A 12,364-nucleotide genomic window follows, 5' to 3' on the forward strand; every position below is an offset into this window, starting at 1 on the left:
GGGTGCAGGCCCAACTGACGGCCTACGGCGGGCCCTGCCCGAACCGGGCCCCGCGGGCTGCGCGGGCGGCCCCGATCCGGCGTCCCGGCCCCGCGCCGGGCATCGCCGGCGCCCCGTGTCCACCGTTCAACCGATCTCGCGGATCACGGCACCCTTGGCGTCACGCAGCAGCGTCGGCACCACCTCGACCTGCAGCTGGCCGCCCAGCGGGTAGATCCCGCGCTCGGCACGCACGTCCTGCCACGCCTGGACCCCCTGTGCATCCAATGCCCAGCGCGCGCTGTCGGCATCGACGTCGTTGGCGCCGCCGCCCGCAGCGGGGGTGAACTCCCATTGGCGCTCACGGCTGACCAGCACCAGCGATGCGCCATGGTGCAGGCGCAGCGGCAGCAGCTCGCGCACGCTCGGCACCTGGCCGGCGCCAAGCACCAGCGTGGTCACGCCCGAGACCTGTCGCCAGTCCAGCGTTTCAATGAACAACATGCCGGTGCTGGAGCCCTCCCGCGCACTGCCCGCCTGCACCTGCGCCGCCAGTGCCGGATCATCCAGCAGGTCGCCCCGATGCAGGTCGGTGATCCACAGGGGCATCGCCGGCTCCAGCACGTGCAGCACCCCGCGGGTCGACCAGCGTTTCACTGCAGCCATTTCCCCATCCGTCAGCCCGACCAGCTGCAGGAACTGCAGGCGGCCGTTGGCCGTCTCGCGCGCCGGCAACTGCGGGTCGGCGATAAAAGCCAGATGGCGCAGGCGGGTGTCGGACTCGAGGGCAATCGGGCCGTTTGCGTCAAGGTGGTGGCCGTCCTCGAACACGTTGCCGCTGCCGAACACGTAGCGCGCCAGGTTCTGCAGCAGGTTCATCGGCCATGTCGGCGGTGCCTGTTCGGCGTGCACGCCCTCGCCTGCTGCCAGACGGAAGGTCAGCTCGAATCCGTAGCCACTTGCTTCGGCGTCACTGCTCTCCTTGGCGTACAGCTCGGACAGGCCATAGGTGATGTAGTGCCAGTGCGGTACCGGCGCCTCCGCGCGGTAGACACTGATGCCATCGAGGGGATCCTGGCCGCCCAGCGTGTACGGCAATGCCGTTCCGAAATGCAGGGGCTCCTGGCCCGCGTACAGCGGCGCCAACGCCGCATTGATCGCGTCCCAGCCCGGGGTGTCGGTGTCGTCGTGGTCGTCCTGCACGAGAGGCTCCTGATGGGAATGAAACCATCCACTCTACGCGCTGCGTCAGGCCTGCACGACTCCGCGATCGCCGGCTGCCAGCGATGCCTGCGTTTCCTGCCACCAGCGCTGTGCCAGTGCCGGGCTGCGTGCCTTGCCTACCGCCGCCAGCAGTTCCGGGCACAGGCGCTCCAGGGCCGAGGCATCGGTGCAGCGCTCGATCTTCAACTGCATGAAGTAGCCCTTCAGCCCGAGGTGGCGCCGCACGGCTTCGCTCATCGCCTCGTACAGCTGCTGATACAGCGCCGGGTCCTGTTCGCGACCATTGCTGAGGCCAGCGACCGGCACCGCATCGGCGCTGCCCCCCACCACTTCGATCAGCTCCATCGCGGCCAGCTGTTCCAGCGCATCGGGTGGCGCCCGCAGTCCTTCGAGCAGACTGCGCAGTTCGGTGTCATCGCGGCGACCATCGACCATCAGCAGGATCGAGCGCAGCGCGGCCGGCAGGCGCCGCGCACGATCCTCGATTTCCTGGCGGCCAGCGGCCGTCTTGGCGTGCAGCAGTGCCATAGCTCCCCCGTTCCATGATGCGCATGCCTGCGCGCCCTGACGGACGCGCTCCCCGGCATCGAGCTTAACGCACCGCTGGTACGGTGAACGCTGCGGTGCAGCACCGCTGCATCCCTTGCCTCGGCCCGCTGCACGCGGCCCCGGCAATACAGGACCGGTCTAGCGTCCCAGCGCGCGGCGGATCTCCTCCAGGGCGGCCGGGTCATCCAGGGTCGACAGATCGCCGGGATCGCGCTGCTCGGCCAGCGCCTGCAGCGAGCGCCGCAGCAGTTTGCCCGAGCGCGTCTTCGGCAACGCGTTGACCACGTGCACGTGCGCCGGCCGTGCAACCGCCCCCAGCGACGTGGTCACCGTTGCCATCATTTCCGCCACCACCGGTGCAGGGTCTTCCCCCCCCAACCCCTGCTTGAGGGTGACGAAGACCAGCGGTACCTGTCCCTTCAGTTCATCCTTCACGCCGATCACCGCGGCCTCCGCCACACGCGGGTGGCTGGAAATGGCTTCCTCGATCTCACGTGTCCCCAGGCGATGCCCGGCGACGTTGATGACATCGTCGGTACGGCCGAGGATGAAGGTGTAGCCGTCATCGTCGCGGATCGCCCAGTCCAGCGAGCTGTACAGCAGCTCCTTGAAATGGCTGAAGTAGCTCTGCAGGAAGCGGCTGTCGTCGTTCCACACCGTGCTCATGCAGCCCGGCGGCAATGGCGGGGTGACCACCAGGACTCCCTTCTGCCCGGGTGCGACTTCTTCGCCGGTGTTCTCGTCGATCACCTTCATGCGGTAACCGAGGTTGGGGAAGCCCGGCGAACCAAAGCGCACCGGCTTCATCTCCAGGCCCGGCAACAGGGTCAAGGCCGGCCAGCCGGTTTCAGTCTGCCAGTAGTTGTCGATGATCGGTTTGCCCAGCGCTTCATTGATCCAGTGCGCGGTCGGCTCATCCAGCGGTTCGCCGGCCAGGAACAGGTACTTCAACGCGCGCAGGTCGTGGCGATGGATGAAATCCGCGTCGTGCTTCTTCAGCACGCGGATCGCGGTGGGAGAGGAGAACATCGTGCGCACGTTGTACTGCTCGCACAGGGCCCACCAGATGCCCGGATCCGGATGGGTGGGCAGGCCTTCGTACAGCAGCGATGTGCAACCGCCGATCAGCGGGCCATACACGTTGTAGGAATGTCCCACGGCCCAGCCGACATCGGAGGTGGAGAACATCACCTGCCCCGGCTTGCAGTCGAAGACGGTCTCCATCGACTGTGCCATCGCCACCGCGTATCCGCCCACATCACGCTGCACGCCCTTGGGCTTGCCGGTGGTGCCGGAGGTATACAGCAGATAGCTCGGCTCGCTCGCTTCCAGCCACTGCACCGGAACATCGACGGCACCGACTTCCGCGCGCAGCGTCGCGTACTCGACGTCGCGGCCCTCGATGCGCGGCTCGGCCGGATCCAGCCCGCGCGAGACGATCAGCACGTGCGGCGGTGGATGCCCGGCTTCCGCACAGGCGGCGTCCACCATCGGCTTGTAGGGAATGAGCTTGCCTCCGCGCATGCCGGCATCGGCCGCGATCAGCAGCTTGGGTCTGGCATCGTCGATGCGCAGGGCAAGGTTGTGCGCGGCGAAACCACCGAACACCACCGAGTGCACGGCCCCGATGCGCGCGCAGGCCAGCATCGCGAACACGGCTTCGGCCATGTTCGGCATGTAGATGACCACGCGGTCGCCATGGCCGACGCCCAGGCGCAGGAGCACGGCAGCGAAGTCGTTCACTTCTCGGTACAGCTGCCGGTAGGTGATCTCGCGGGTGCTGTTGGTTTCGGTGGAAATGGCCACCAGCGCGAGCTGGTCGGGCCGAGTGTCCAGATGGCGATCGACCGCGTTGTAACAGAGGTTGGTTTCGCCGCCCACATACCAGCGCCGGAACGGCGGGTTGCTGTAGTCGAGCACCTGTTGCGGCGGCTTGTGCCAATGGATGCGCTTGGCTTCCTCGCCCCAGAACGCCTCCGGCTCGTCGATCGAGCGGCGGTAGGTTTCCTCGTAGTTCATGACGCAGCCCTCCCAGACGAAGTCATGGGTTCGAGCATAGTGCCGCGTTGCCGCGCGTTCCGCCCTACCTTGGTAGGGGGGTGGGTTTTCCATGCAGGGCTGCCGCCCTGCACCTGCAGAGGCAACGTCAACAGCTGGACTATTGAGGGATGGCGGGGGGGGGGGGGGGGGGGGGGGGGGGGGGGGCGGGCGCCCACGCGCGGGGGGGGGGGGGGGGGGGCGCGGCGCGGGGCGCCGCGCCCTGCCTCCCCCCCCCCCCCCCCCCCCACCCCCCCGCCTTCGACAGTTTCCTGCGATCTGTCGGAACGATCCGACCCACCATCTATTCCGATATCTGACAGATTTCATCCACGCTCGGCGTGGATCCATCAGATCGCGGCATTCTGTCGAAGGTGGGGGGGGGGGGGGGGGGTGGGTCGGGTTGGGGTGCGGGTCTGTGGCGCGCCCCCCCCCCCCCCCCCCCCCCCCCCCCCCCCCCCGCCACCCCACGGACAGCGCGCTTTTGACGTTGAATCTGACGTTGCCCTGGCTCGTAGCAGGTGCAGGGCGCAGCCCTGCCGCCCCCCTTGCCCTGCTAGAACGGAGTGGCGGACTCGAACGCCAGCGCGTCGCCCGTCACCGGGTGGGTGAAGTGCAGGCTGCGCGCATGCAGATGCACGCGCTGCGCCGGTGCGGCGCCATACAGCACATCGCCGACGATCGGATGACCCAGGCTGGCCATGTGCAGGCGCAACTGATGGCTGCGCCCGGTCACCGGCTCCAGCGCCACGCGCGTGCGCTGCGCTTCAACATCGCGGGCCAGCACGCGCCAGCGCGTCAGCGCCGGCTTGCCGTGTTCATGGTCGACCTTCTGTTTCGGCCGGTTCGGCCAGTCCACGATCAGCGGCAGATCCACCTCACCGGCATCACCTTCGATCACACCCTGCACGACGGCTTCGTAACACTTGCCCACCCTGCGCTGCTCGAACTGCATCGACAACGCGGCCTGCGTCGTCTTGCCCCGTGCATGCAGCAGCAGACCGGAGGTGACCTGGTCCAGCCGATGCACGGTCAGCGCGTCCGGGTACAGCACCTGCAGGCGGGCCACCACGCAGTCCTGGTTCTCCGCGCTACGGCCAGGCACGGACAGCAGGCCAGCGGGCTTTTCCACCACCAGCAGCGCGTCATCGATGTAATGCAGGTGGATCATGCGGTTCTGCGGAACTCCATATGAAAACGGGGAAGCCGAAGCTTCCCCGTTTCTGTCAGCTGCGTGCCGGCCAGACCGGCACCCGCGGCATCAGCCCAGCAGGTGGGCAACGCCGGCGCGTTCTTCTTCCAGCTCGGCCAGGGTCTTGTCGATGTACTTCTGGCTGAAGTCGTCGATCGGCAGATCCTTGACCAGGGTGTACTTGCCGTTCTCGGTGGTCACGGCGAAGCCGAAGATCACGCCTTCCGGGATGCCGTAGGAACCATCGGACGGCACGCCCATGGTGACCCACTTGCCGTTGCTGCCCAGCACCCAGTCACGCACGTGGTCGATCGCGGCATTGGCCGCCGAAGCCGCCGAGGACGAGCCACGGGCTTCGATGATCGCCGCGCCCCGCTTGCCGACGGTCGGAATGAAGGTGTTGGCATTCCACTCCTGGTCGTTGATCGCATCGGCGATCGAAGCACCATCGGCGGTGGCGAAACGGTAGTCCGGGTACATGGTCGGGCTGTGGTTGCCCCACACCACCAGCTTTTCCATGCCACCGACCGGCTTGCCGAGCTTGGCCGACAGCTGGCTCAGGGCACGGTTGTGGTCCAGGCGCAGCATGGCGGTGAAGTTTTCCGGCTTCAGGTCCGGTGCCGACTTCATGGCGATGTAGGCGTTGGTGTTGGCCGGGTTGCCGACCACCAGCACCTTCACGTCACGGCTGGCGACCTTGTTCAGCGCCGCGCCCTGCGCGGTGAAGATCTTGGCGTTTTCCAGCAGCAGGTCCTTGCGCTCCATGCCCGGGCCGCGCGGACGCGCGCCGACCAGCAGGGCGATGTCGGCATCCTTGAACGCCACTTCAGCGTCGTCGGTGCCGACCATGCCGGCCAGCAGCGGGAAGGCGCAGTCTTCCAGTTCCATCATCACGCCCTTCAGGGCGGCCTGGGCCTTGTCCACCGGCAGCTCCAGCAGCTGCAGGATGACCGGCTGGTCCTTGCCCAGCATTTCGCCGGAGGCGATGCGGAACAGCAGGGCATAACCGATCTGGCCGGCGGCGCCGGTCACGGCAACACGAACGGGTGCTTTCATGGGGGTTTCCTCTTGCTTGCAAGCGTTTGATGGGACGCCGCGGGCGTGGCCCGGCGGGCCTGGCAGGCGGCGGAGAACAGGGAAACGGCCACCCGTGGGTGGCCGTCTCGGAAGGGGGTCAGGCGGCGAGGATCTTGTTCCACTCGGCCACGCGGTCGGCCTGTGCGGCCAGCGCGGCGTCGACGTCGCCTTCCAGGGTGATCGAATGGATCACGTCGCCCTGCTTGACCGAATCGACGATGGCCTGGCCTTCCAGAACCTTGCCGAACACGGTGTGGCGGCCGTCCAGCCAATCGGTCTTGATGTGGGTGATGAAGAACTGGCTGCCATTGGTGTTCGGGCCGGCATTGGCCATCGACAGCGAGCCGACCTCATGCTTCACGCCGTTCTTCTCGTCTTCGAACTTGTAGCCCGGGCCACCGGTACCACGGCCCTGCGGGCAACCGCCCTGGATCATGAAGTCGGCGATCACGCGGTGGAAGATCAGGCCGTCATAGAAGCCGTGCTTGACCAGGTTCACGAAGTTGGCAACGGTCAGCGGCGCCTTGTCAGCGAACAGCTCGACCTTGATCGGGCCCTGGGTGGTGTCGAAAGTGGCGATGAGGGACATGAAGATCCTTGTTGCAAAGGGAAAGGCGTCTAGCCACCTAGTTTACACCCGGCTCGTGGCGGCGGCGGCTTCGACCATCGGCGCAGGGCGACGCTTCAGGCTTTGGAGGGTCGCCGCCGGCGGGGCCCCGACGGCCAGCTGAATGGGGCTCCCGGGCGAGCCGGAATCCAGCTTTTCGCGAATCGTCAAGTTCGACGTATAATGTTGGACTTCTTTTTCCAAATCCGGCGCCGACTGGCCCCCTTTCGTATGTCCATCGAAAATCTTCGCAACATCGCCATCGTCGCCCACGTCGACCATGGCAAGACCACCCTGGTCGACCAGCTGCTGAAGCAGTCCGGCACCCTGTCCGAGCGTACCGTCCTCGCCGAGCGCGTGATGGACAGCAACGACCAGGAAAAGGAACGCGGCATCACCATCCTGGCCAAGAACACGGCCATCACCTGGGAAGACAAGAAGACCGGCATCAAGAACCGGATCAACATCGTCGACACCCCCGGCCACGCCGACTTCGGCGGTGAGGTCGAGCGCGTGCTGTCGATGGTCGACACCGTGCTGATCCTGGTCGACGCGATGGACGGCCCGATGCCGCAGACCCGCTTCGTCACCCAGAAGGCCTTCGCGATGGGCTTCAAGCCGATCGTGGTGGTCAACAAGATCGACCGTCCGGGCGCGCGTCCGGACTGGGTGATCGACCAGGTGTTCGATCTGTTCGACAAGCTCGGCGCGACCAACGAGCAGCTGGACTTCCCGATCGTCTACGCGTCGGCCCTGAACGGCTATGCCGGCCTGGAAGACACCGTCCGCGATGGCGACATGACCCCGCTCTACGAAGCGATCATGAAGCACGCGCCGAAGCCCGAAGTGGATCCGGAAGGTGCCTTCCAGATGCGCATCAGCCAGCTGGACTACAACAACTTCGTGGGCGTGATCGGCATCGGCCGCATCCAGCGTGGCACCCTGAAGAAGAACATGCAGGTCACGGTGATCGATCGTGAAGGCAAGAAGCGCAACGGCAAGGTCGCGCAGGTGCTGGGCTTCCTGGGCTTGGAGCGCATCGAGCAGGACACCGCTGAAGCCGGCGACATCGTGGCGATCTCGGGCATTCCGGAGCTGACCATCTCCGACACCCTCTGCCACCCGGACACCCCGGAAGCGCTGCCGGCGCTGACCGTGGACGAGCCGACCATCTCGATGACCTTCCAGGTCAACAACTCGCCGTTCGCGGGCAACAAGGACCTGTCCGGTGGCAAGTTCCTGACCAGCCGCCAGATCAAGGACCGCCTGGACCGTGAAAAGGTCCACAACGTGGCGCTGAAGGTCGAACAGCTGGAGGACGCCGACAAGTTCCTGGTCTCCGGCCGTGGCGAACTGCACCTGTCGGTGCTGATCGAGAACATGCGTCGTGAAGGCTACGAACTGGCCGTGTCGCGTCCGGAAGTGATCATCAAGGAAATCGACGGCCAGCAGATGGAGCCGATCGAACAGCTGGTGGTGGACGTGGAAGAAGTGCACCAGGGCGGCGTGATGGAAAAGCTGGGCACCCGCAAGGGCCAGCTGAAGAACATGGAACCGGACGGCAAGGGCCGCGTGCGCCTGGAATACTCGATCCCGGCCCGTGGCCTGATCGGCTTCCAGAACGAATTCAAGACCCTGACCCAGGGTTCGGGCCTGCTGTTCCACGTGTTCGACCATTACGGTCCGAAGGAACAGGGCGCAATCGCCAAGCGCATCAACGGCGTCATGATCGCCAACGCCCCGGGCGTGACTCCGGCCTACTCCCTGGGCCCGCTGCAGGAACGCGGCAAGCTGTTCGCTGCTGAAGGCGACAATGTGTATGAAGGCCAGCTGGTCGGCATCCACTCCAAGGACAACGACCTGACCGTCAACGCCATCAAGACCAAGCCGCTGACCAACATGCGCGCTTCGGGCAAGGACGATGCGATCCAGCTGACCCCGGCGATCAAGTACTCGCTGGAACAGGCGCTGGACTTCATCGAGGACGACGAGCTGGTCGAGATCACTCCGAAGGAAATCCGGCTGCGCAAGAAGTTCCTGACCGAAAGCGACCGCAAGAAGGCTTCGCGCGGCGGCTGAGCCGGACCGTGAGCCAGAGCGGCTACAACCCGGATCCACACCGGCATCCGGGCCTCCACGTCATCGCCCTGCTCGAAGCGAGCAAGGCGGTGCTGGCGTTGCTGGCTGCGACCGGGCTTGAAGTGCTCGGTCCGCAGCCGCTCCGCGATGGGGTCAATGCCCTGATCCGGCGTTTCAGCCTGGACCCGGATCACGGTACCCTGCCCTCCCTCCTGAACATGATCAATCCCGACGCCGTGCACCTGGCGGCGGCGGCGATGATCGGCTACGGCCTGCTGCACCTGGTGGAAGCCTGGGGCCTCTGGCGGGCCAGGGCCTGGGCCTCCTGGCTGGGCTGCCTGACCGCCGCGCTGTATCTGCCCTTCGATGTCTTCGCCATCGTCCGCCACCCCGGCTGGCCCTCCTGGACGATCCTGGCGATCAACCTGCTCGTGGTCTACGTCCTGGCCCGCGACCTGCGCAAGCGCCACCACTGAGCAGCAGCTACACTGGGCATTGGAGCCGACCAAGCCGCCCCATGCGCCCGTCCTTGCCGCCTCTGCTGACCTGCCTGCTCATCGCGCTGCCCGCGTTGTTCATTGTTGGCTGCAGCCCGGCCACGACCAGCGCCCACGCCGCCGAACCCGCGAGCCGCAACGTGCCCTTCCCCTACGCCGAGACCGACCTGGCCGACCTGCAGGCGCGCATGGTGGCCGGCGAACTGGACAGCACCACGCTGACCCACGCCTACCTGCAGCGCATCGCTGCGCTGGATCGCGCCGGGCCGCGCCTGCGTGCCGTCATCGAACTCAACCCGGATGCCCTGCGGGAAGCCGGTGAACGCGATCGCGAGCGCCGGGACGGCCATCTGCGCGGGCCGCTGCATGGCATTCCGGTCCTGCTGAAGGACAACATCAACGCCGCGCCCATGACCACCAGCGCCGGATCGCTCGCGCTGCAGGGTTTCCGCCCCGCCGATGCCTACCTGGTAAGACGCCTGCGCGAGGCCGGCGCGGTCGTGCTGGGCAAGACCAATCTCAGCGAGTGGGCCAACTTCCGCGGCAACGATTCGGTGTCGGGCTGGAGCGCGCGCGGTGGCCAGACCCGCAATCCGTACCGTCTCAGCCATTCGCCCTGTGGCTCCAGCAGCGGCAGCGCGGTAGCGGTGGCCGCCAATCTGGCCAGTGTGGCGATCGGCACCGAGACCGACGGCAGCATCGTCTGCCCGGCCGCGATCAACGGCATCGTCGGCCTGAAACCGACGGTCGGCCTGGTCAGCCGCGAAGGCATCATCCCGATCTCCTTCAGCCAGGACACCGCCGGGCCGATGACGCGCAGCGTCGCCGACGCCGCGGCCGTACTGACGGCGATCGCGGGCCGGGACGATGCCGACCCCGCCACGGCCACCATGCCCGGCCGCGCGGTCTACGACTACACCGCGCGCCTGGACCCCGAAGGCCTGCGCGGCAAACGCATCGGCCTGCTGCAGACCCCTCTGCTGACGTACCGTGGCATGGCACCGCTGATCGATCAGGCCGCCGCCGAACTGCGCCGTGCGGGCGCGGTGGTGGTGCCGGTGGAACTGCCCGACCCGGGTGCCTGGGCCGAAGCCGAGCGGGTCGTGCTGCTGCATGAGTTCAAGGCCGGGCTGGAGCGCTACTTCAAGACCTACCGCGCGCCCCTGCGCAGTCTTGGCGAACTCATCGCCTTCAACCAGGCCCAGGCGCCGCAGGAACTGGGCCTGTTCGGCCAGGAACTGCTGCTGGAGGCCAACGCCACTGCCGGACTGGCCGACCCTGCCTACATCCGTGCGCGCAGCGATGCGCGGCGCCTGGCCGGGCCGGAAGGCATCGACGCCGTCCTGGCTGCCTACCAGCTGGATGCGCTGGTTGCACCGACCACCGGCACAGCCTGGCCCATCCGCCGCGAAGGCGACGATTTCCCGGGTGAGAGCTACAGCGTGGCAGCGGTCGCGGGTTACCCCAGCCTGAGCGTGCCGATGGGACAGATCAACGGCCTGCCGGTCGGCCTGCTGTTCATGGGCACAGCCTGGAGCGAGCCGAAGCTGATCGAAATGGCCTATGCCTACGAGCAACGCACACGTGCGCGTCGCCCGCCTCATTTCGAAACCGACACCCTGATCGACACTGGCGAGCCTTGATCGGCCCCGGGTTGCCCGGCGGACCGGGGGTACCGCTGCGCTCGCCGGGCACGTCCCGGCGCTAGCGGTCGGGGTCCGGTTCCACCGGCGCGATCGCGGCCTCGCCGTCCTCCGCCCCGGGTGAACGTACATCTGCCGTACGTGCACGCGGTGCGCGTGGCATGTCCAGCTCATCCTCGCGCTGCAACCGCGCGCGCAGCTGCGGCAGTGATTGCGGATGCTCTCGCGCCAGGAAATCCAGCATGCGCTCGCGCACCAGGCAGCGAAGATCGAAGGCATCGCCGGAGCTGCGTGCACTGACCAGCAGGCGCACCTGGATTGCCCGCTCGCTGGTTTCGGTCACCTGAGTCACGCAGACCCGTCCATCCCACAGCGCCTCGCTGCGGCAGATGCGCTCCAGTTCACTGCGGATCGCCGCGATCGGCGCACGGTAGTCCAGCCACAGGAATGCCGTGCCGAGCAGATCGGCGCTGCGCCGGGTCCAGTTCTGGAAGGGGTTCTCGATGAACCAGGTCAGCGGCACCACCATCCGCCGCTCGTCCCAGATGCGTACCACCACATAGCTGCTGCCGATCTCCTCCACGCGCCCCCACTCGCCTTCAACGATCACCACATCATCCAGCCGGATCGGCTGGGTCACTGCGATCTGCAGGCCGGCGATGAGGTTGCCGAACACCGGCTTGGCGGCGATGCCCGCGACCAGCCCGATCAGACCGGCCGAGGCCAGCAGGGCGGCGCCGATCTTCTGCACCATCGGGAATGTCAGCAGCACCAGCGATGCACCGAGCACGATGATGCCGCCCATCAGCACGCGGCTCAGCACCCGCGTCTGGGTCTGGATGCGTCGGGCTTCCAGATTGTCCGAGACGTCGATGGGATGACTGCGCAGGATCGCACGCTCGCCGGCGGCCACCGCGCGCACCAGCAGCCAGATGAAACAGGCCGTCAGCGCGATGTGCAGCCCGTGCTGCAGATGCCCCAGCAGAGGCTCCTGCAGTGGCGTGGCCTGCAGCGCCGGGATCAGCAGCAGCAAGGGCCATGCGGTCGCCATTGGCAGACCAAGCACACGACCGATGCGCGCGCGCCGGCGATCACGCCCTTTCAGCCGGTGATAGATCCACAGGATCAGCCAGGCACCGATGCCACCCACCAGTGCCGCCAGACCCAGCGGCCATGCATATGCCTGTGCGCTTTGCCAGTGCACGGTTGCCACCTCCACTCGAACAGCAGCGGACAGCCTCGCGCATGGCGCATGAGCGTCACGTCAGTCGTTCGTAAGCAGGGTGTTGGTCTGCAGGGCTTGCAGCCCTGCACCTGCTGCGGGCTGGAGCAACAGCAACTGCAGAAGCAACAGCAACAGCAGAAGCTGGCATTCCGTGGGATGGCGGGGGGGGGGGGGGGGGGGGGGGGGGGGGGGGGGGGGGGGGGGGGGGCGCCGGGCGCGGGCGGCGCCGCGCGCAGGCCGCCGCACCCCGCCCCC

At 67.2% G+C, this 12,364-nt stretch carries 10 protein-coding genes; 3 read left to right on the forward strand and 7 right to left on the reverse strand.

Going from position 1 to position 12,364, the window contains the following annotated elements:
* Positions 1-126 precede the first annotated feature (126 nt).
* The 6 genes from ACVOMM_RS18240 to ACVOMM_RS18265 form a co-directional block, all read right to left on the reverse strand.
* The gene (locus ACVOMM_RS18240; protein ID WP_065176008.1) at positions 127-1,182 is read right to left on the reverse strand and encodes a suppressor of fused domain protein; all 1,056 of its coding nucleotides are present in this window, start codon (positions 1,180-1,182) and stop codon (positions 127-129) included.
* Positions 1,183-1,227: 45 nt separating this feature from the next.
* Positions 1,228-1,731, reverse strand: coding sequence for a hypothetical protein (locus ACVOMM_RS18245; protein ID WP_053520034.1), 504 nt, complete (start codon positions 1,729-1,731; stop codon positions 1,228-1,230).
* Between the two features lie 159 nt (positions 1,732-1,890).
* On the reverse strand, positions 1,891-3,771 hold the full coding sequence (gene prpE, locus ACVOMM_RS18250; protein ID WP_180875745.1) for a propionate--CoA ligase: 1,881 nt from the start codon (positions 3,769-3,771) through the stop codon (positions 1,891-1,893).
* Positions 3,772-4,345: 574 nt separating this feature from the next.
* Positions 4,346-4,960, reverse strand: a complete 615-nt coding sequence (locus ACVOMM_RS18255) for an RluA family pseudouridine synthase (protein WP_128988931.1) — start codon at positions 4,958-4,960, stop codon at positions 4,346-4,348.
* A 90-nt stretch (positions 4,961-5,050) separates the two neighbouring features.
* Entirely contained in the window at positions 5,051-6,037 is a 987-nt protein-coding gene (locus ACVOMM_RS18260; protein ID WP_005415428.1) for a malate dehydrogenase, read from the reverse strand.
* A 118-nt stretch (positions 6,038-6,155) separates the two neighbouring features.
* The gene (locus tag ACVOMM_RS18265) at positions 6,156-6,647 is read right to left on the reverse strand and encodes a peptidylprolyl isomerase (RefSeq protein ID WP_053520333.1); all 492 of its coding nucleotides are present in this window, start codon (positions 6,645-6,647) and stop codon (positions 6,156-6,158) included.
* 249 nt (positions 6,648-6,896) lie between these two features.
* Between ACVOMM_RS18265 and typA the strand changes: the two genes are divergently transcribed.
* From typA to ACVOMM_RS18280, 3 genes are read left to right on the forward strand one after another with little or no spacing between them, the layout of a single operon-like run.
* Positions 6,897-8,744: a translational GTPase TypA gene (typA, locus tag ACVOMM_RS18270; protein ID WP_053520332.1), complete on the forward strand. Its 1,848-nt coding sequence runs from the start codon at positions 6,897-6,899 to the stop codon at positions 8,742-8,744.
* Between the two features lie 8 nt (positions 8,745-8,752).
* Positions 8,753-9,220 carry a DUF2127 domain-containing protein gene (locus ACVOMM_RS18275; RefSeq protein WP_065176006.1) on the forward strand — a complete coding sequence of 156 codons (468 nt, stop codon included), beginning with the start codon at positions 8,753-8,755 and terminating at the stop codon, positions 9,218-9,220.
* Positions 9,221-9,261: 41 nt separating this feature from the next.
* On the forward strand, positions 9,262-10,884 hold the full coding sequence (locus ACVOMM_RS18280; protein WP_111187030.1) for an amidase: 1,623 nt from the start codon (positions 9,262-9,264) through the stop codon (positions 10,882-10,884).
* Positions 10,885-10,945: 61 nt separating this feature from the next.
* On the opposite strand, the gene ACVOMM_RS18285 is transcribed toward ACVOMM_RS18280, so the two are convergent.
* The gene (locus ACVOMM_RS18285) at positions 10,946-12,088 is read right to left on the reverse strand and encodes a mechanosensitive ion channel family protein (protein WP_481526602.1); all 1,143 of its coding nucleotides are present in this window, start codon (positions 12,086-12,088) and stop codon (positions 10,946-10,948) included.
* Positions 12,089-12,364: the final 276 nt, after the last annotated feature.

It is taken from the genome of Stenotrophomonas sp. STEN009, from assembly GCF_056760395.1.

Bases quoted from the DNA above. Each gene is read 5' to 3' on its own strand.
- ACVOMM_RS18245 (WP_053520034.1), bottom strand. From the start codon at position 1,731: ATGGCACTGCTGCACGCCAAGACGGCCGCTGGCCGCCAGGAAATCGAG.
- prpE (WP_180875745.1), bottom strand. From the start codon at position 3,771: ATGAACTACGAGGAAACCTACCGCCGCTCGATCGACGAGCCGGAGGCG.
- ACVOMM_RS18255 (WP_128988931.1), bottom strand. From the start codon at position 4,960: ATGATCCACCTGCATTACATCGATGACGCGCTGCTGGTGGTGGAAAAG.
- ACVOMM_RS18260 (WP_005415428.1), bottom strand. From the start codon at position 6,037: ATGAAAGCACCCGTTCGTGTTGCCGTGACCGGCGCCGCCGGCCAGATC.
- ACVOMM_RS18265 (WP_053520333.1), bottom strand. From the start codon at position 6,647: ATGTCCCTCATCGCCACTTTCGACACCACCCAGGGCCCGATCAAGGTC.
- typA (WP_053520332.1), top strand. From the start codon at position 6,897: ATGTCCATCGAAAATCTTCGCAACATCGCCATCGTCGCCCACGTCGAC.
- ACVOMM_RS18280 (WP_111187030.1), top strand. From the start codon at position 9,262: ATGCGCCCGTCCTTGCCGCCTCTGCTGACCTGCCTGCTCATCGCGCTG.